This window comes from Streptomyces sp. NPDC046985 (genome assembly GCF_040644415.1).
Lineage (GTDB): Bacteria > Actinomycetota > Actinomycetes > Streptomycetales > Streptomycetaceae > Streptomyces.
The window spans coordinates 1-18651 of the sequence record NZ_JBEYWK010000031.1; the positions used below are offsets into that span (position 1 = coordinate 1).

Annotated in this window: 16 protein-coding genes; 2 read left to right on the forward strand and 14 right to left on the reverse strand. The window is 75.0% G+C overall.

Annotated elements, in window-relative coordinates:
- Positions 1–112: 112 nt before the first annotated feature.
- The 3 genes from ABZ861_RS29460 to ABZ861_RS29470 all read right to left on the reverse strand — a co-directional run bounded on the left by ABZ861_RS29460 (position 113) and on the right by ABZ861_RS29470 (position 2326).
- On the reverse strand, positions 113–775 hold the full coding sequence (locus tag ABZ861_RS29460) for a sulfotransferase family protein (protein WP_361636394.1): 663 nt from the start codon (positions 773–775) through the stop codon (positions 113–115).
- Positions 776–795: 20 nt separating this feature from the next.
- Positions 796–1227, reverse strand: coding sequence for a carboxymuconolactone decarboxylase family protein (locus tag ABZ861_RS29465; RefSeq protein WP_361636397.1), 432 nt, complete (start codon positions 1225–1227; stop codon positions 796–798).
- Positions 1228–1297: 70 nt separating this feature from the next.
- Positions 1298–2326, reverse strand: a complete 1029-nt coding sequence (locus ABZ861_RS29470; RefSeq protein ID WP_361636400.1) for a methyltransferase — start codon at positions 2324–2326, stop codon at positions 1298–1300.
- Positions 2327–2560: 234 nt separating this feature from the next.
- On the opposite strand from ABZ861_RS29470, the gene ABZ861_RS29475 reads away from it, so the two are divergent.
- Positions 2561–3178 (forward strand): DsbA family protein, encoded by a 618-nt coding sequence (locus tag ABZ861_RS29475; RefSeq protein WP_361636403.1) that lies wholly within the window; start codon positions 2561–2563, stop codon positions 3176–3178.
- 44 nt (positions 3179–3222) lie between these two features.
- Here ABZ861_RS29475 and ABZ861_RS29480 read toward each other — a convergent pair whose 3' ends face one another.
- Both ABZ861_RS29480 and ABZ861_RS29485 read right to left on the reverse strand, forming a co-directional pair.
- Complete coding sequence (locus ABZ861_RS29480; protein WP_361636406.1) at positions 3223–4098, reverse strand: NmrA/HSCARG family protein; 876 nt, start codon at positions 4096–4098, stop codon at positions 3223–3225.
- 104 nt (positions 4099–4202) lie between these two features.
- Positions 4203–4931: an SDR family oxidoreductase gene (locus ABZ861_RS29485; RefSeq protein WP_361636408.1), complete on the reverse strand. Its 729-nt coding sequence runs from the start codon at positions 4929–4931 to the stop codon at positions 4203–4205.
- A gap of 364 nt (positions 4932–5295) precedes the next feature.
- On the opposite strand from ABZ861_RS29485, the gene hemG reads away from it, so the two are divergent.
- Positions 5296–6774 (forward strand): protoporphyrinogen oxidase, encoded by a 1479-nt coding sequence (gene hemG, locus ABZ861_RS29490; protein WP_361636411.1) that lies wholly within the window; start codon positions 5296–5298, stop codon positions 6772–6774.
- A gap of 345 nt (positions 6775–7119) precedes the next feature.
- Here hemG and ABZ861_RS29495 read toward each other — a convergent pair whose 3' ends face one another.
- The 9 genes from ABZ861_RS29495 to ABZ861_RS29535 all read right to left on the reverse strand — a co-directional run bounded on the left by ABZ861_RS29495 (position 7120) and on the right by ABZ861_RS29535 (position 18637).
- A complete protein-coding gene (locus ABZ861_RS29495) occupies positions 7120–8871 on the reverse strand; it encodes an FAD-dependent monooxygenase (protein ID WP_361636414.1) in 1752 nt (583 codons plus the stop codon).
- A gap of 137 nt (positions 8872–9008) precedes the next feature.
- Positions 9009–9464, reverse strand: a complete 456-nt coding sequence (locus ABZ861_RS29500) for a pyridoxamine 5'-phosphate oxidase family protein (RefSeq protein ID WP_361636417.1) — start codon at positions 9462–9464, stop codon at positions 9009–9011.
- Positions 9461–10582 (reverse strand): GntG family PLP-dependent aldolase, encoded by a 1122-nt coding sequence (locus ABZ861_RS29505; protein ID WP_361636420.1) that lies wholly within the window; start codon positions 10580–10582, stop codon positions 9461–9463. Before ABZ861_RS29505 ends, ABZ861_RS29500 begins: the two co-directional genes overlap by 4 nt.
- 6 nt (positions 10583–10588) lie before the next feature.
- Positions 10589–11992, reverse strand: coding sequence for an aldehyde dehydrogenase family protein (locus tag ABZ861_RS29510; protein WP_361636423.1), 1404 nt, complete (start codon positions 11990–11992; stop codon positions 10589–10591).
- The gene (locus tag ABZ861_RS29515) at positions 11989–13086 is read right to left on the reverse strand and encodes a hypothetical protein (protein ID WP_361636426.1); all 1098 of its coding nucleotides are present in this window, start codon (positions 13084–13086) and stop codon (positions 11989–11991) included. Before ABZ861_RS29515 ends, ABZ861_RS29510 begins: the two co-directional genes overlap by 4 nt.
- Positions 13028–14872, reverse strand: a complete 1845-nt coding sequence (locus ABZ861_RS29520; protein WP_361636429.1) for an asparagine synthetase B — start codon at positions 14870–14872, stop codon at positions 13028–13030. The genes ABZ861_RS29515 and ABZ861_RS29520 overlap by 59 nt, the downstream gene beginning before the upstream one ends.
- Positions 14860–15864, reverse strand: a complete 1005-nt coding sequence (locus ABZ861_RS29525) for an alpha/beta hydrolase-fold protein (RefSeq protein ID WP_361636431.1) — start codon at positions 15862–15864, stop codon at positions 14860–14862. Before ABZ861_RS29525 ends, ABZ861_RS29520 begins: the two co-directional genes overlap by 13 nt.
- A complete protein-coding gene (locus ABZ861_RS29530; RefSeq protein WP_361636433.1) occupies positions 15861–17270 on the reverse strand; it encodes an MBL fold metallo-hydrolase in 1410 nt (469 codons plus the stop codon). The genes ABZ861_RS29525 and ABZ861_RS29530 overlap by 4 nt, the downstream gene beginning before the upstream one ends.
- Positions 17261–18637, reverse strand: coding sequence for an SUMF1/EgtB/PvdO family nonheme iron enzyme (locus ABZ861_RS29535; protein WP_361636436.1), 1377 nt, complete (start codon positions 18635–18637; stop codon positions 17261–17263). Before ABZ861_RS29535 ends, ABZ861_RS29530 begins: the two co-directional genes overlap by 10 nt.
- Positions 18638–18651: the final 14 nt, after the last annotated feature.

Genomic DNA, 18651 nt, shown 5'->3' on the forward strand with positions numbered 1-18651 from the left:
CAACGGTACGGCTCCTGTGGATCAGGCCCCGGGTCCGGCCTTCGGGCGCGCCGGAGGGCCCCAGCCCGGGAGCCCGCGTCCCGAGGGACGCGGGCCGCCGTCCGGGTCGCGCTCAGCCGGCGGAGACCGGGCCGGCGCCGGCGGCCTGGGCTATCCGCCGGTGCATGGAGGCGGAGTCGTTGGCGCGCGGGAACTCCTCGGCGGGCGCCTCGACTCCGAGGAACGCGCACAGCGGCTCCCAGCCCTCCCGCACGTCGTAGACGAGGACGTTCTCCGCGCCGAGGGCGCGCACGACGTCCTCGGTGTGCCGGTGGTAGACCTCGATGGCGTGGTCCTTGTCCGAGAACCGGCCGCCGAAGAGGCCGTCCCAGACCAGGGCGTCGACGACGCCGAACAGCCGGGCCTGGCGGGAGCCCGGCTCGGGCGGGTGCGCCAGGGTCCGCAGCGCGAACTGGTAGAGCGTGTCGTACGTGCTCCTGTACCAGTCCTCGGCGTCGCGCACCGTGAGGATCACCTTGGCGTCGGGGAACGCCTGGCTGAGCTGGCGGTAGTAGACGGTGGAGGGGCCGTCCACCGCGCTGGCGTAGCCGTCGTACAGCGCGGCCCAGTCGGGGCGCTCGCCGTCGCGGACGACCCGCTCCCACTGCGCGAGGCGCCGGTCGTCGTCGACGACGTCGAACATGTGGAAGCAGGGGCCCAGGCCCAGCCGTTCCAGGGCCGCCTGGAGCGATGTCGTGCCGGTCCTGCCCAGGCCGGCGTTGATGAGCTTCAGCACGGTGATGCGCCCTTCCCGTCTCAGCGCCAGGCCGCGTCGTCCTGGTCGGTGGTGAGGTTCACCCGGTTCCAGAAGTTGACCAGGCTGATGTGCATGACCAGGGCGCCGAGCTGCACGTCGGTGTAGTGCGCGCCGGCGTGCGCCCAGACCTCGTCCGACGCCCTGGACTGCGCGCCGGTCGTCAGGGTGACGGCCTCGGCCAGCTCCAGCGCGGCGCGCTCGGCGTCGGCGAAGGAGGCCTCGGAGCGCCACTGGGCCACCAGGGGCAGGCGCTTGTCCGCGGGCTCGGCCGGGAGGACGTAGACGCGGCCGTTGATCTGGCTGACGCGCAGCCGGACGAGGTCGAGGGTCGACTGCGGCACGCCGGCCTCGCCGATGGCCGCGGACAGGTCGAGCAGGGGCTGCAGGGCGCCGGGAACGGCCAGGGAGGGGTTGTCCATCCGTGGAGCCATCGGGAGTTCTCCTGTGGTGAGAGGGGTGCGCGGGAAGGTGGGCCGCCGGAGCGGGCCGTCGGGCGGGCCGTCAGACGGGGATGGCCTCGATGATCGAGATCGGCGACGTGGTGGGGATCGCCCTGGCGATCTCGAAGCCCGCCCTGGCGAACAGCTCGGCGTACTGCGCGAGCGTGCGGTCCTGGGAGCCGATCATCAGCATCAGCCAGAGGTCGACGGTGTGGCCGATGTGGCGCTCGTTGCCCTCGGGAAGCAGGTACTCGATGCAGAGCAGCCTGCCGTCGGGGGCGATCGCCTCGCGCGCGTTGCGCAGGGCGGTCAGGGCGTCCTCCTCGGAGAAGTTGTGGATGATCCGCTTGAACAGGTACGCGTCGGCGCCCTTGGGCAGCTCGCCGAGGTAGCTGCCGTGTCGGACGGTGCAGCGGTCCGCGACGCCGGCCTCCTCGAAGAGCGAGGCGGAGTCCGCGGTCGCGATCTCGAAGTCGTACAGCACGCCCCTGGCGTGCGGCGCCTGGCGCAGGACCCCCGCCAGGAGGTGGCCGCGGCCGCCGATGACGTCCACGACGGTGCGGAAGCGGGAGAAGTCGTAGGCGGCCAGGACCGGGTCGGTCTCCGACTCCGAGACCTTGCCGAACGCCTGGAAGAACGCGGCGGCGTAGGCGGGGTTGGCGTGGAAGAAGTCCAGCGTGCTCATGCCGCGCAGCTTGGGCAGGTTGGCCTCGCCGGTGCGCACGGAGGCGAGCAGGTGGCCCCACTCCTCGTGCAGCAGGGGGTGGCTCATCAGCAGGGCGAACTTCCGCATCGAGTCCTGCGCGTCCTCGCGGAGCTTGTCGGACAGCGCCGTGTTCTCCCACCGGCCGTCCGCGCGGACGGCGAAGACCCCGTGGCCCGACAGCGCGCGCAGGATCCGGTGGACCGCCCGCGCGTCGGCCTCGACCCGCAGGGCGATGTCCTGGGCGGACAGCGGCGCGGCGGCGAGCGCGTCGGCGATGCCGAGCCTGGCCGCGACGGAGATCGCCTGGGTGATGACGGCGCCCTGGATCAATTCGAGCAGCGCGTAGGAATCCGACTGGTCGCGGACCTCGGCCGATGCGGACATCACTTTCCCCTCGGATTGTCTTTCTCGCGGATTCCAGACGACGGGCCGGACGACGGGCGGCGTTTCTCTCCGCCGCCACCGGCCGATTTTCTCAGATCGCCGACGGGAATGTTTCGGCCGGGAATTCTCGTGTTTGAACGGAGCCCACCTCTACTGACGCTCGACCGGGAATCCGACCCCGCTTGTCAGGCTGTGCCGACCGCGACCCCGCAGTCGCCCTGAAGGAGGCCGACGTTGGCGCACGACATCTCGACCCCGGTGGACTTCTGGTTCGACCCGACCTGCCCCTGGGCGTGGATGACGTCCCGGTGGGTCCTGGAGGTCGCGCAGCGGCGGCCCCTGGAGATCCGCTGGCGCATCATGAGCCTGACGGTGCTCAACGAGGACCGCGCCGGCCTGGACGAGCGCTGGCACCGGGACCTGGCCCTGCGGATGGAGCCGGTGCGGGTCTGCGCCGCCGCCGAGCGCGCGCACGGGCCCGGGGCGCTGCACCGGCTCTACACCGAGCTGGGCGCACGGTTCCACCTGGAGAAGGCGCCCAAGGAGCGGGCCACCTACGCGGCGGCCCTGGCCGCCGCGGGCCTCGATCCCGCCCTGGCCGAGGCGGCCGGGTCCGACGCGTTCGACGCCGCGGTGCGCGCTTCGCACCGCGAGGGCATCGACCGCGTCGGCGCCGATGTGGGCACCCCCGTCATCGCCGTGGGGGACGTGGCCTTCTTCGGCCCGGTGGTGACGCCCGCGCCGCGCGGGGAGGCCGCGGTGAAGCTGTGGGACGGCGTGCTCGCGGTGGCCGGGACCGACGGGTTCTTCGAGCTCAAGCGCACCCGGACCCGGGACCCGGTCTTCGCCTGAGTCCCGGCGCCCGCCTGACGCCGACGCCGACGCCGGCGCCGGCGTCAGGCGGCCGCGACCGCCGGGGGGGTCCAGTTGTCCTTCAGCCACGCCTCCAGGGAGAGCAGGCCGGGCCTGCTCCTGCGCAGCTCGGCCAGGTCGGCCTGGAAGCCCTCGCGCTCGAACCAGTCGAACATGTTGGCGAGGTCGGGGCGGCCGGCGCGCAGCGGCTCGATGGGCAGTCGCCTGAAGCGGGTCGGGATGGCGGAGGCGGCCTCGAACGCCGCGGCCATCTGCGGCCCGGTCAGCTCCTCGCCGGCGATGTCGACCGTCCGGCCGATCCACTCCCGCGGGTTCTCGAAGGCGTCCGCGGCGAACGCGCCGATGTCGCTCGTCGCGATGACCTGCACCGGGGTGCGGGGGTCGAGCCACATGGCCAGGACGAGGCCGCCCTGCGCCGGGCGCGGGGCGATGTCGAGGAGGACGTCGTAGAACATCGCCGGCCGCAGCACCGTGGTCGGCATGCCGAGCGCGGCAAGGTGCCGCTCGCCCGCCAGCTTGCTCTCGAAGTGCGGGACGCGGGTGTCGCGGTCCGCGCCGCCGACCGAGCTGTAGACGAAGTGCTTCACCCCGGCCCGCGCCGCGGCGTCGGCCACCGCCCTGCCCTGGCGGATCTCGGCCTCGACGCCGCCCGGCCCCCGGAAGGTCTGCACGCTGAACACGCCGTGCACGCCGTCCGTCGCCGCCGCCAGCGACGCCTCGTCGTCCATGTCGCCGCGGACGAGGACCGCGCCCGCCTCCTGAAGCGCCCGCGCCTGCTCCTTGCCCGGGTCGCGGACCAGGGCGCGCACGGCGAAGCCGCGCCGCAGCAGGTCGCGGGCGACCGCCCCGCCCTGCCGGCCGGTGCCGCCCGTCACCAGGATCGTCTCTGCAACCGCCACTGTCTGCCTCCATGTCGTGTGCCCGCCGGGCCTCGCCCGGCCCGGCTATCGGGTGTGCAGGCCGCGGACCGCCGCGGCTCCTCGCGGGCCGGCGGCGGCGCGCGCTACCACGGGACGGGCCCCTCGTCCGCCAGCAGCCGGCCCGAGGGGCCGGACGCGTCCAGCGTGGCGAGCCGGACGGCGATCGCCGCGCCCTCGGCGGGCGACCGGCCCCCGCGACGGCGGTTGATGTCGGTCGCCACCACGCCGGGGAGCGCGGCGTTGACCTTGACCGGGGTCTCCCGCAGCTCCTTGGCGTACGCGAGCGTCACCGCGTTCAGGGCGGTCTTCGAGGACTGGTAGGCGATCATGCTGACGCCCGCCAGAGGGCCGTCCGGGGCCGAGCCCAGGGTCAGCGAGCCGACGTGGCTGGAGAGGTTGACGATGCGGCCGGCCGGGGAGCGGCGCAGCATCGGCAGCATCGCGTGGGTCACGGTGACCACGCCGAACACGTTGGTCTCGTAGACCTCCCGCAGGTCGGCGGCGGTCGCCTCGCTGGGCGCCCCGGTGAAGGCGCCCGCCACACCGGCGTTGTTCACCAGGATGTCCAGGCCCCCGAACAGGCGCTCGATCTCGCGGGCGGCCTCCTGCGCGGAGGCCGGGTCCCTCACGTCGAGCCGGAGCGGCACGGCCGTGACGCCGTCGTCCGCGAGCGCGTCGGCGGCCTGCTTGCCGAGCGCCTCGTCCCGGGCGCCGACGACGACGGTGATCCCCTGCTCGCCCAGTTGCCGCGCGACGGCGAATCCGATGCCCTTGTTGGCGCCCGTGATGAGCGCGATCTTCTCGACCGGCACGTCTTTTCCTTTCGTGAGGTCCGGGGCGCCGCCGGCCCCCGGAAACGCCGCTTCGCCGGATGCGGGGAGGCGGCGAGCGGAACGCGGTGCGCCCGGTTTCCGAGGAATGAATTAATACGTTCACGACACGAAACGCAAACGCCTGGGCGCCTTCCGCGGCGCCGCCGGAAATCCCTGTTCGAGCGCCGAAAGTCCGCGGTCGAACGGCGGACCGGCGCGCCGCCGCGCGAGCGGCGCCCGTCTTCTAGGCGCCCTCCAGCCGGGTTCCGGGCGGCCCGGCCAGACTGCCCACGCCTGTTCCGGCGCCGACCGTCGTCGCCCGTGCGGGTCCTGACTGCACCGTAACGATGAAGGAGCTGGTGGAATGACTGGGAGCGAACAGGCTCAGGCGGGCGGCAAGCCCCACGTGGTCATCGTCGGGGGCGGCATCTCGGGACTGGCGGCGGCGTTCCACCTGCGGAACGAGCCGGTGCGCGTGACGCTCCTGGAGGGCTCGTCCCGGCTGGGCGGAAAGCTGCTGGTCTCCGACGTGGCGGGGGTCGCGGTCGACGAGGGCGCCGAGTCGCTGTACGCCAACCGCAGGAAGACCACCGGCCTGATCAAGGAGGCGGGGCTCGGCGAGCAGATCGTGTCGGCGGGCCCGGTCACCGCGTCGGCGATCTGGACCGGGGGCGCGATCCGGCGCCAGCCCGACCGTCAGTTCATGGGCGTGCCCTGCGACATGGACGACCTCGCCCGGTCCGCAGTGCTCTCCGCCGAGGGCCTGGAGCGGGCGCAGCAGGACCTCGTGCTGCCCTCGTTCGACCTGGAGGGAGACGTCTCGGTCGCCTCCTTCGTCGGCGGCCGGTTCGGCCAGGAGGTCGTGGACCGCCTCGTCGAGCCGTTCCTGGCCGGCGTGTTCGCCGGGCGGGCCGCGGACCTGTCCTTCGAGGCCACCCTGACCCCGCTGGCGCGGGCGTCCCGCGACCACGTCTCGCTCGCGGACGCGGCCGGCTCGCTGGTGCCGCGCCTGCGGGAGGGCGAGAAGCCCCCGCCCATCAGCGTCGCCACCCTCGAGGGCGGCTTCGGCACGCTGCCCGCGGCGATCGTCCAGCAGGTGCGGGACGCCGCGCCGGACACGGCGCTGCGCACCGGGGCCCAGGTCCGGGAGCTGACGCGCAGCGGCGACGGCTGGCGGGTGACCGTCGGGTCGGGCGCCGACGCGGAGGTCATCGAGGCCGACGCGGTCGTCCTCGCCGCCCCGGCCGGCCCGACGGGCAGCCTGCTCTCCCAGGTCGCGGGCACGGCCTCCGCCGTCTCGGCGCTCGCCGAGGTGCCGTACTCCAGCGTGGCCGTGGTGACGCTCGCCTACCCCAAGTCGGCGTTCCCCGGCGGGCTGTCGGGCCGCGGCTACGCCGCCTACCGGGTGCCGGCGCAGGAGGGCAAGGCCGTCAAGGAGGTCACGTTCGCCACGGTGAAGTGGCCGCACCTGGCGGGCGAGGTGGAGATCGTGCGCTGCTCGCTCGGACGGTTCGGCGAGGAGCGCCTGCTCCAGCGCGAGGACGCCGACCTGGTCGCGCTGGCGGCGGCCGAGCTGGCCGAGGCCACCGGCGTGACCGGCGTCCCGGTGGCGTCCCGCGTGAGCCGCTGGGAGAGCGCCCTGCCGCAGTACACCGTCGGCCACGTGGACCGGGTGCGGCAGATCCGCGAGGCCGTGGCGACCCAGCCCGGACTGGCGGTGTGCGGCGCGGCGTATGACGGCGTGGGCGTCGGCGTCTGCATGATGACCTCGCGCAGGGCCGTCGACCAGATCCTCCCCTTCGTGAAGAAGGCCGCCGCCTCCCCGGTCGCGGCCGGAGTCTGAGCCCGATCCCCCGGGGCGGTCCCGGCGGGACGATGAGGGGGCCGTGCCCGATCGGGCACGGCCCCCTCTCGTTCTCCTCCCGCCCGTTCCGCCTCTCCCCGCCCGTTCGCCCCTCCCGCCTCTCCTCGTGCCGGCCGCCGGCCGCGGAGCCGGCGGCCGTCGTCGCCGAGCCGGCGGCCGCCCGTCGCGGAGACGGCGGACGCCCGTCGCGGAACCGGAAGACCCGGCCAGAGACCGGGTCTCTGGCCGGGCTCTGACCGGGTCTCCGGCCGGGCTCTGACCGGGCTTCTGGCCGGGTGTCCGGCCGGGTCAGCGGCCGGGTCAGCGGCCGGGTGTCCGGCCGGGTCAGCGGTCGAGGATCGCGGCGAAGACCTCCGTCAGGGTCTGCTCCGCGTCCTCGTCGGCGCCGGCGCTGCGCCAGGCCACGTGCTGGTCGGGGCGGATCAGGAGCGCGCCGGCGCCGGTGATCTGCCGGACCGCCTCCCATCCGCCGTCCGGGTCGGCGTACTCGGCGCCCTCGCCGATGCGGACCGCGTCGACCGGGACGGAGAACTTCTGCGCCACGCGCGCGGCCGCCTCGCACCACGCGGTCCCCTCCGGGCCGGTGATCAGCGTGAAGCCGGTCCTGCCGGTGAGGTCGAGGGTGGACAGGCGCTCGCCGTCCCGGGCGATCCAGGCGTGCGGCAGCCGGTGGCCGGGGCGCGACGTCGGCGTGTGCTCGTCGCGCATGGGGACGCGGGCCGGGCGCTCGGCGCCGTCGGGGACGACCGCGCCCTCCTCGTAGGCGAAGCCGATCTCCATGTCGAAGGACTGGCAGCCGCCGCGGTGGGTGTGGAACAGCTCCAGGGCCCGCGCGCGCACGGTGTCGCCGAGCGGGGAGGGGTCGAAGTACGCCGCCAGACGCTGGCCGCGGCGGCCCGCCGGGATGTTGTGGCCGCCGCCGACGGCGTCGATGACCGCCTGGTGGTGCTGGGCGGCGGAGAGCGCCCAGTCGACGTTCTCCCGGCCGACGGGCCGGCGCTCGGCCTCGTAGGTGTCGATCAGGCTGTCGGGCGCGCTGCCGTTGAGCACCGCGGCCAGCTTCCAGGCGAGGTTGTGCGCGTCCTGGACGCCGGTGTTGAGGCCGAGGCCCACGGCGGGCGGCTGCTTGTGCGCGGCGTCGCCGGCGATCAGCACCCGGCCGACCCGGTACTTGTCGGCGAGGACCGCGTTCACGATCCAGTCCGTGACCTTGTGCACGGTCACGTCCAGGTCCGGGACCTTCAGCACTTCGCGGATGCGGGGGACGACCGTCTCATCGTCCCAGCGGCCGGCCGGGCCGGGGGCCATGTGCAGGCCCCACTGCTCGCAGTCCTTGCCCCAGCTCGGGCCCATCTCGATGAGGTTGACCGAGAGGTCGGGGTCCTCGGGGCTGAGGTAGTGGGTGATGAGCGTGCCCTCCTCCCACCACTGCGAGAGGTCCGCGGAGAAGTAGACGGTCGTGGTGTTGACGCCGCTGGGCGGGCCCTGCATCTGGATGCCGACCTGGGAGCCGACGAAGCGGCCGCCGTCGGCGCCCAGGAGGTAGCGCGCCCTGACCGTGAGGGTCTCGCCGGTGCGAAGGTCGCGCACCTCGGCGGCGACGTGGTCACCCTCGTCGCGGAAGTCGGTCACCTCGTGGCCGAAGAGGATCCGCCCCGGGTTGCGCTGCTCCGCGTGCCGGCGAAGGATCGGCTCCAGCCACATCTGCGGCAGCTTCGAGGGCAGTTCGGGTCCGGCGGCCGCGTAGCGCTCCGTCAACCCGCCGCCGCCGAAGGCGTCCATCTCGTGGATCTGGCGGGCGTCCAGCGGCCCGTCGCCGGCGAACGTGGTCGCCCAGCGCACCTTGCCGAACTTCTCCAGCGGCGCCGCCTGCGCGAGGACGTCGTCGCGGATCCCGTGCTGGCGGAAGATCTCCATGGTGCGCTGGTTGAGGTAGTGCGCCTTCGGCACCCTCGACGTGTCCGCGTGCCGTTCCACCAGCAGGTGCTCGACGCCCTGGTCGGAGAGGAAGACGGAGGCGGACAGGCCACACCCGCCGCCGCCCACGATCAGGACGGGAACCTCGATTGACGTCATGTTCGCCCTTCCAGGATTCAGATGGCTTCTCCCGCACAGCCTGACGACGGCGGCCGCAACCGCGGTCAAGGACGGCTGGACTCCCAAGAGGCCGCCGGCCGGCCGCGCGGGCGGCCGGCCGGCTTGCGCGCGGGCGCTCAGCCGAGCCAGACGCCGTCGCTCATCAGCGTGCGTCCGGCCAGCTCGTCGGCCTCCCGCCAGGCCTGGACGCGCCGGGGCCGGATGCGGAAGTACTGGTAGGGCTGGTCGAGTGCGCGCGGGTCGAACCCGGTCTTGGCCGCGAAGGCGTCTGCCCTCTCCTCGCCGAGGTCGGCGACGTCCACCGGCTCCGCGGCGCCGTCGACGATCACGACGTCGCGCGTGGGGCCGAGGCCGACGCGCACCCGGCCGTCCGCCAGCAGGTTGCGGCCGGTGACGGAGGCGCGGGGGGTGGAGACGAGGAGGGCGGTCCCGTCCCAGAGGAACGAGAGCGGGACGAGGTAGGGGCCGCCGGAGCCGCCCGCCGAGGAGACCCAGAGATCGACGTCGTCCTCCAGTCTCCTGCGGGTGTCCTCCAGCCGCTCGCGCAGCCCCCGCGGTGGCACAGCCGTCATGCTTCCTCCGTCCATGTCGTGGAGAGCCCCCGTCCGGGGAGGTCTCCTCCTGTCGTCGCACGGGCCGCCGGCGCGTCGGCGGCGACCGCCGCCAGCGCCCTGACGGCCGCACGGACGCCGATCATGTCGTGCGCCCGGTGCACGGCGAAACGCACGAAGCCGTTGGGCAGGGGCAGCACGCGCACCCCGTGAACGGCCAGGCGGCCGGCGCATTCCTGCGGGGTCAGCCCCGCAAGGCGGGCCATGACCATGTTGGTGGGCCGCGGCGGGCGCATCAGCTCGGCGCCGGGGACCGCGGCGAGGCCGGCGGCGAGCGCGGCGGCCGCGGCGTGGTCGGCCGCCAGGTCGGGCAGGCGCTCCAGGGCGACGAGGGCGGGCGCGGCGACGACGCCCGCCTGGTGCAGGGAGCCGCCCAGCGCGGTCCGCAGCGCGCGGGCGCGCGCGACGTAGGCGCGCGTCCCGCACAGCAGCGCGCCGACCGGCGCGCCGAGCCCCTTGGAGACCGAGAAGGCGACGCTGTCGGCGGGCGCCGCCAGCTCCGCGGGGCGGACCCCGAGGGCCACGGCCGCGTTCGCGAGCCGGGCGCCGTCGAGGTGGACGTGGGCGCCGTGCCGGTGGGCCAGGTCGGCCAGGGCGCGGGTCGCCGCGGCGTCCAGGGCGTTGCCCGCGCGCAGCATGCTCGTGTTCTCCAGGCACACCACGGCCGGCCGGCCGTCCCCGGCGGCGAGCAGCGCGTCGACGGCGTCGAGGTCGGGCAGGCCGTCGGGGCGCTGCGCCACCGGCAGCGGCTCGACTCCGGCGAAGCGGCGCAGGCCGTCCGCTTCGAGGAAGGCCATGTGGGTGTCCTCGCCGACGACCAGCCGCGGCGCCCGCGGCCCCGGGGAGGCGGCCGCGGCGAGCGGGGCGAGCAGGTTGGCCATGGTGGCGGTGGGCGTGAGCAGCGCGGCCTCGGCGCCGAGCAGCTCGGCCGCCCGCGCCTCCAGGAGCGCGACCGTGGGGTCGTCGCCGTACACGTCGTCCCCGACCTCGGCCGCGGCCATCGCCGCGCGCATCCGCGCGTCGGGCACGGTGCGGGTGTCGCTGCGGAAGTCGAGCGGGGGGAGGCCGGTGTAAGCCATCTCGGCCTACCCCCGCGTCCGGTGGGCCACCCAGACGGCGCGGGGCCTGGTGTAGCCCTCCACCGCGTGGATGCCCAGCTCGCGGCCGTATCCGGACTGGCCCAGACCCGAGACGCTGACCGTCTCCTCGGTGTTTCCCCAGGTGTTGACCCACACCATGCCCGCGCGCAGGGCCCGGCTGAAGCGCTCGGCGCGGTGGGCGTCGCAGGTCCACACGGACGCCGACAGGCCGTAGGCGGTGTCCTGGGCGAGGGAGAGGGCCTGGGCGTCGGTGTCGAACGCCGCCACGGACAGCACGGGGGCGAAGAGCTCCTCGCGCCAGGCGCGGCTGTCGGGGGGCGGGCCGTCCAGGACGACCGGGTCGACGAAGAAGCCGCCGCCGATCTCCCGGCGGATCCCGGACCGGCCCGGCGGCAGGAGGGCCTTCGCCCCGCGGTTCTCCGCCTCCTGGACCGCCTCGGCCGCGCGGTCGACGGCCGCCCGGCTGATCAGCGGTCCGAGGTCGGTGGCCGGGTCCTCGGGCGGGCCGACGCGGAGGGCGGCGGCCAGTTCGGCCACGCGGGCGACGAACTCGGCGTGCACGGCCCGGTCGACGACCAGGCGCGTCCCGGCCACGCACACCTGGCCGGTGTTGCCGGTGAAGCCGGTGACGACCGCGCGGGCGGCCTCCTCCAGGTCCGCGTCGCGGAAGACGACGACGGGGCTCTTGCCGCCCAGCTCCAGGGAGACGGGCTTGAGGCCGTCGGCGCAGCGGCGGGCGACCTCGCGGCCTGCCGCCGTGGAGCCGGTGAAGGAGACCATGCCGACGGCCGGGTGCTCGCACAGCAGCCGGCCGGCGCCGGCGCCGCCGTAGACGGCGGTGAGCACGCCGGGGGGGAGCACGTCGGCGGCGCGCTCGACCAGCCGCCGGGTCGACAGCGGCGTCTCGGGCGCCGGTTTGACGACGACGGTGTTGCCGTACGCGAGCGCCGCGGCGATCTTCCAGACGGCCAGCAGGAGCGGGTAGTTGTTCGGGGCGATGGCCGCGCACACCCCGACCGGGACGCGGTCGGTGTACGTGCGCATGCCGGGGCCGGCCGGATGGGTCTCGCCCACCGGGTACCGGGCGGCCGCGGCGAACCAGTCGACGACCTGGGCGGCGAAGTCGACCTCTCCCAGGGCGCGGGCGCCGGGCTTGCCGGCGTTGCGCCGCTCCAGGGCGGCGAGCGCGTCGCGGTCCTCGCGCAGCAGGGCGGCGAGCTCGCGCAGGCGGCCGGAGCGGTGGGCCGGGGAGGTGTCGGCCCAGCCGTCGCGGTAGGCCGACGCCGCCCGTGCCACGGCGTCGGCGACGCCGGGCCCGGAGGTGTCCGGCAGGTGGGCGAAGGCCCGTCCGGTGGCGGGGTCGAGGACCGGGCGCCCCGGCGCGGTCATCCCAGCGTCCCGGCGCGGCCGCCCAGCCGCAGCGCGGCGTCGGCCTGGGCGACCAGGGCGAGGAAGGCGTCCCGGCCCAGGCCCGCGCCCGCGCTGCCCAGCAGTCTGAGCTCGTAGCCGTCGGGGTGCTGCCACCAGGCGTCGCAGGCGCCGAACTCGGCGTCCGCGTAGCCCAGGTGCAGCGGGCGGCCGTCGAGGTCGAGGACCTCCTCGACGGCGGGGTGCTGGTCCCTTTTCGGCGGGAACTCCAGGCGGCCGCCTCCGGTGCGCTGCGCCGTCAGGCGCAGTTCGCCGCCGGACGCGGAGGCGTAGACGACGTCCAGCTCGCGGACCGCGGCGCCGTCGCCGAACGTCGCGGCGCTGTCGGCGCGGTAGTCGCCGACCGACGCCGGCGCCCCCTGTGCGGCGAGGAAGGCGGTCAGCTCCCCGGTGGGGACCCAGTCGCCCTCGTGCGCGCGTCCGCGCCGGTGGAAGGAGAAGACGCCGGTGGGCACCGACACCGTCTCGGCCGGCCGGCGGGCCCAGTAGCTCAGCTCGGCGAAGGGGGTGGCCAGCACCCTGGGCAGCGCCTGCGGCACGGCCGGGCGCAGCGCGGCGAAGAGGGCGACGAGCTCGTCGTCGGCGAACTCTCCCTCCAGCACCGAGAGTTCGACGGTGGTGCGCGCCATGCGGGCGCTGGCGGCCCGGTGGCCCAGGTAGTCGGTCCCGAGCCAGACGACCCTGCCCTCGCCGATCTCGTGCGGCCGGGTCGCGCTGCCCCACAGGCAGGGATGGTCCGCGGCGGGGAACGCCCAGTCGTACAGGAACTGCTTCAGCCGCAGCCGCCGTCCGCCGCCGGAGATCTCGGTGCGGTAGCCGCTGGGGTTGGCGTCGCTCCACGGGCTGCGGCCCTCGGCCGGGACGCGTCCGGGGGGCGCCTCGCGCCGGAGCGTGCCGGTGCTGGTGCGGCAGCCCTCGGGGAGCGCGGCCGGGCGCCACAGCACGAAGTTGCACCATTCCTGGGCGCGTTCCTCGGCGAGGGCCGGCGGCGCCGGGTCAAGGGCGGCCGCGCTGTCCAGGACGCGCCAGCGCCAGGGGGGGAGGGGACTGCTCACCGCGACTCCTCGGGTGGTCGGTTCGGAGCTCCGCGAGGTGGTCGAGCCAGGCGGAGCTTGAGGCCAGGAACATCCATTCGCCGACGCCCAGCTCGGCGCGGAGCGCGGCGGGCAGCGGGGGCAGCCCGAAGGGGGCGCCGAGCCCGTCGGCCAGGTCGGTCAGCCGGCGGACGTAGGCGGGGTCGGAGGGGGTGGGGAAGCCCTGTTTGGGGCGGCGGCGCACCGATTCGGGCAGCAGGTCGGCGAGCGCGGCCTTCAGCAGTCCCTTGTGGGTGCCGGGCTCGTTGGCGTCCTTCAGGTGCTCGGGGCAGCGGAAGGCGAGCTCGGCGAGGGCGACGTCCTGGAAGACCGGCCGGTCCTCCAGGGTGAAGGTCGACGACGTGGCGTCCACCATGTCGTTGACGTAGACCAGGAAGCGCCGCATCAGGTGGTGCCTGCCGCGTTTGAGGGGGGACGCCGTCTTGAGCGCCCGGTACTCGGCCATGGTGCGCTCCCACACCATGTCGGTCACCGTCGTCATGGGGACGTCCAGCTCGCGGGCCATCCACTCCACGAGCCGGGCCCAGACCGGGCGCTCGTCGGCGTGGAGGCGGTGGGTGAGGTAGTGGCGGCCGTGGATGAACGTGGGCGCGTAGGGGTCGACGACGGGGAAGTACCGGCCGGCCTGGTAGCCCCACAGCTCGTCGGCGCCGTGTCCCGAGTAGACGACGACCTTCCCGTCGGCGGCGATGGCCCGGTAGAGGCGGTGCATGGCCAGTTCGGCGCCGTGCAGCAGCGGCCGCATCAGCCGGGTGGGCAGGACGGGCAGCAGGTCGGCGGCGGCGTCGCGGTCGAGGTCGAGGACGGTCAGCGGCACGCCCAGCCGCTGGGCGGCCTCCGTGGCGTGCGCGACGTCGTCGCCCGAGCCGCCGACGCCGTCCTGGTAGCGCATCACGTATCCGTCGACGGGCAGTCCCAGGGCGGTCAGGCCGGCGACGATCGCCGTGCTGTCGACGCCGCCGCTGAGCACCGCGGCCCGGGGGACGTCGGACACCGACCGCTGGCGGACCGCCCGGTCGAAGGCGGCTCTGATCTCCTCGGGCCCGACCGGGTCGTCCACCGCCGCGGGATGCCAGTAGCGCCGTCTGCTCGTGCGGGGCCGGTCCACGACGAGGCACTGGGCGGGCGGCAGGGCCTGGACGCCGCGCAGCCAGGTGCGGTCGTCGGCGGCGTCCATCCGGATCCAGGAGCGCAGCAGGTACTCCTCCCGGTCCACCTCGGGGGAGATCAGGCCGGTGCGCAGCAGCACCCCCTGCTCGGAGGCGAACAGCAGGCCGCCGTCGGCGAAGGCGTAGAACAGCGGCTTGACGCCGAAGTGGTCGCGGGCCAGCACCACGCGTCCGCTCCAGGTGTCGTGCCAGGCGAGCGCGAACATGCCGTCCAGCGGCGCCAGCGCGGCGGCTGGGTCGGACTCGCGGCAGACCTGCTGGAGCGCGAACTCGGTGTCGCAGGCGGTGCGGCGCGGCCACAGCGGCGGCGCGGGCGCGCGGGAGCCGTAGACCTCGCCGTTGTGCACCAGCACGATCCGGCCGCTGGGGTCGGTCATCGGCTGGTCGCCGGCGTGGCTGCGGTCGCGCACGGCCAGCCGCGTCGCGCACAGCATGACGGCGCCGCAGGGCGAGACGTAGGGGGCGCGGGCCGCCTCGCCGCGGTGCGCCATGGCGTCGGTCATGGTCCGCCCGAGCGCGTCCAGCCAGCCCGGATCGCGCCGTCCCTCGAAGCTGATGAAGCCCGCTATGCCGCACATGCGTCGCCCTCCGGTTCCCGCCACACCTTCCAGAGCTGCGCCAGAGCCTCGGTGTAGACGTGCTCGATGCCCTGGTGGCCGCCCTCGTGCTCGCGGTAGAGGTGGGGGACGCGGTGCGCGTCGAGGGCCGCGTGCAGCGCGCGGGCGCCCCAGTGCATGCCGTACTCGTCGCGGCGGCCGACGCTGAGGTGCAGCAGGCCCAGTGCGGCGAGCCGGCCGGCGTGCGCGGGGAGCATCCGCACCGGGTCGTGGGCGAGCCAGCGCTGCCACACCTCGTCGCGGAACAGGCCCGTGGCGGGGTCGCACGGCAGCGCGTCCGCCGCGGTGGTGCGGGGGTCGTCGGCGTAGCACACGCCCATCGCGACGATGCTCATCGCGACCATGAAGGGGGCGTCGAGGGGGCCGCTGTCGCGGCGGGCCAGCAGCGCCTGGACGCCGCCGGCCTCCCGGACGGCGTCGAGCGCGCGGGGCAGCAGCGGCAGGTAGCTGTGCTCGAACCCGGCGTCGGGCGAGCAGGCGATCACCGCCCCGAACAGCTCGGAGGTCATGCCCGCGACGAGCGCGCCGTAGCCGCCGCTGGACTTGCCCCCCACGGCGCGCCACCGCGGCTCGGGCAGGGTCGGAAACCGCCGGTCGGTCTCGGCGACGACCTCGGCCAGGTAGCCGGCGTAGGAGCCGCAGGCGGCGGAGTCGATGTACTGCGAGCCGCCGTAGGCGGTCGTGCAGTCGGGCACGACGAGCAGCGCGGGCGGCACGCGGCCCTCGCTCATCGCCCGGCGGAGCCGGTCGGCGACGGACGCGCCGAAGGCGAGCGCCTTGCCGGCGAGGCTGGGGTGGGCGCCGAACCCGGGCAGCCAGTACACGGCCGGGAACCGCCGGACGCCGTCGTAGCCGGGGGGCAGGTGCACCTCGATGCGGCGCCGGCAGGGGTCGCCGGGCGGGTTGCCGCGCAGGCAGGCGCTCTCGTGGTCGAGCACGACCGGGCCGTTCACGCCTGGCTCGCCTCCCGCAGCGCGCGCTCCACGTGGCGCGTGTAGAAGGACGGGTGGTGGAAGACGGCGGAGAGCAGCACGCCGTCGCTGACCCACAGGCCGTAGGAGCTGCCGATCAGGAGGTCGGCGCCGAGCAGGGCCTCCAGCGTGCTCGCCGCCGTCTCGGTCCAGCCCTCCGCGCCGGTGACGTGGCTGCGGGCCGGGCCGGGGCCGAGCGCGGTCACCCGGTCGGCGACCGGGTCGAGCAGGAAGGCGGTCTCGGCGCCGTCGTCCTCGTGCAGCGACACGACGTGCCGTCCGGCGCCGTCGTCCAGCGCCCGGTACCAGTAGTCGGTGGCCACGAGCCGGTCCAGCAGCTCGCGGAGCATGTCCTGGGCGGCGCGGGTCTGGCGGCCGTAGCGGTCCAGGGAGGCGTCGAACGGCGGCACGGGCGCGGCCGGGTCGAGCGTGATCTCGGAGTAGACCTCGTCGAAGTCGTAGGCGCCGGGCGGGACCGGCCCGTCGGTCAGGGCGGCCTTGCCGTGCGCCGCCTCCATCGTCTGGCCGGGGCCCCAGAGCAGGCCGTCGCGTCCCAGCTCCTCCAGGCGGCGCAGGGCCTGGACGGGGGTGAAGGGGAACATCGTCTTGTTGCACCAGGAGTAGTCGCGCGCGCCGTCGCCGCTGATGCGCCAGCCGAACGAGGAGGGCACGGTGACGGTCGCGGGGATCGAGGCGACGTACCGGTCGAAGGTCGCCACGGCGCGGGCGCGGACCGCGTCGGCGTCGCTCAGCGGGCGGCGCTCGGTGAGCACGCCGGGCGGGGAGACGCTGTGCGCGGGGACGAACAGGGCGTCGACGCGCGGCGCGTCCTCGCGCGCGAAGGCCGCGACGGTGTCCTCGTGCAGGAGCGCGTCGCCGCACAGCATGACGGTCGCGTCGGCGCTCTGGATCAGCACGCTCATCTCGGGGAACGACACGGCCGAGGGGAACGTCCGCAGGATCGTGCCGCCCGGGGTGGTGAGCGTGTCGCCCGGGGTGAGGGGGCGCAGGCGCTCGAAGCCGAAGCGGCGCAGCGTCCAGGAGATCGCCTGGTGCCCCAGTCCGGAGGCGGTCAGCGTCGGCGGCACCGGTCCGGCGGGGTAGAGGCAGGCGACCTCGGAGCTCTGGCGCGGGCTGTCGTCGAAGTCCACGTCGGCGCCGTCGACGAGGCGGAGCAGGGAGGGGAAGTGGTGGTGGTCGTAGTGGTGGTGGCTGAGGACCACGTAGTCGACGCCGTCGTCGAGCACCGCGCGGACCAGGTCGTCCGGCAGCGGCGGGTGGTGCTCCCAGAAGCGGTCCAGGCGCTGGGTGAGCCAGGGGTCGAAGAGGATCCGCTCCGTGCCCGTCTCGACGAGGACGGCGGCGTGGCCCAGCGAGGTCAGGCGCATCGGTCGGCCCCTTCGTACACGCAGCGGAAGCCGACCTCCATGTGGCGGTCGGTGATCAGGTCCTTGCCGCGGTAGAACGTGGTCAGGCAGGCGGGCGGCGAGGTGAAGGTGCCGCCGCGCAGCACGTGGAAGGCCTCCTTGCGGTTCATGAAGTCCAGCGGGTGGCGTCCCCGGAAGAAGGGGTCCATGTCCTCGCCGGTGTAGAAGTTGGTCCGGGTCAGCTCCCAGACGTTGCCCGACATCTGCAGGGCGCCGTAGGGGCTGGCGCCCTGCGGGAGGGCGTCGGCCGCCAGCACCGGGCGGGCGGGGCTCTCCCCCTGCTCGACGGTGACCAGGAGCGCTTCGAGGGAGTCGAGGTCGGCGACGGCCTGGCCGAAGGACCGCTCGACGTAGTTGACCCGGTCGGGGTCCCAGTCCTCGCCCCAGGGGAAGCGGCGCCCGTCCGTGCCGCGGGCGGCCTTCTCCCACTGCACCTCGCTGGGCAGCGCGCCGCCGGCCCATTTCGCGAAGGCGAAGGCGTCGTACCAGTCGACGCCCACGACGGGGAGTTCGGGCGCGTTGAAGCGCGGGTCGTGCCAGTGCGCGGGGCGGTGCGATCCTCCCAGCGGCTGGTCGGGGTGGTCGAACTCGCCGGAGTCGCCCGCCTCGTGGAGGAACTCGCGGTAGCGGGCGTTGGTCACGGCGGTGCGGTCGATGAGGAAGGCGGGCACGTCCACGGCGCGCAGCGCGGCGTCGTCCTGCGCCATGCGGAACGCGTCGGGCTGCTCGTCCGCGCCGATGATCGCCGGGCCGGCCGGCACGTGGACGACGTCGTCGTGGCGGCGGGGGCGCGTGCGGGCGGCGTCGACCCGGGCCCGCATGTCCGTGAAGTACTCGTCCTCCAGGCGGCGCAGTTCGGCCGGGTCGCGGGTGCCGAAGACGGCGATCAGGGCGCGCTTGGTGAGCGCGGCGCCGCAGCCGACGGGCTTGCGCGCCCAGTCGGGGCGGGTGAAGTTGCTGGGCCAGCCGGAGATGCGGATGAGGTCGGGGACGGCGGCGGCGATCCGGTGCTCGGTGATGACCTTGAGCGCGGTGAACGCGACCCAGTCGACCGTGTCGTGCGTCGCGGCGGCCACGGCGGCGTCGGCGGCGGGGTCGCCCGCGTGGTGCGCGGCCAGCAGCCGCGCCGCGCCGGCGCGCACCGGCCACTCGGGGTGGGCGGCCGTCAGGCTCGCCAGCAGGGGTATCCCGTCGGCGGGGCGGCCCTTGTCCTCGGCCAGGTCGAGGACGCGCTGCACCGACGCCCAGTAGCGGGCGTCGGTGGAGTCGTCGATCGCCAGCAGGTCAGCGGGAAGGTCGATGACCTCTGAAACCTGATTGCCTACCATCTCTACCTCTCTCG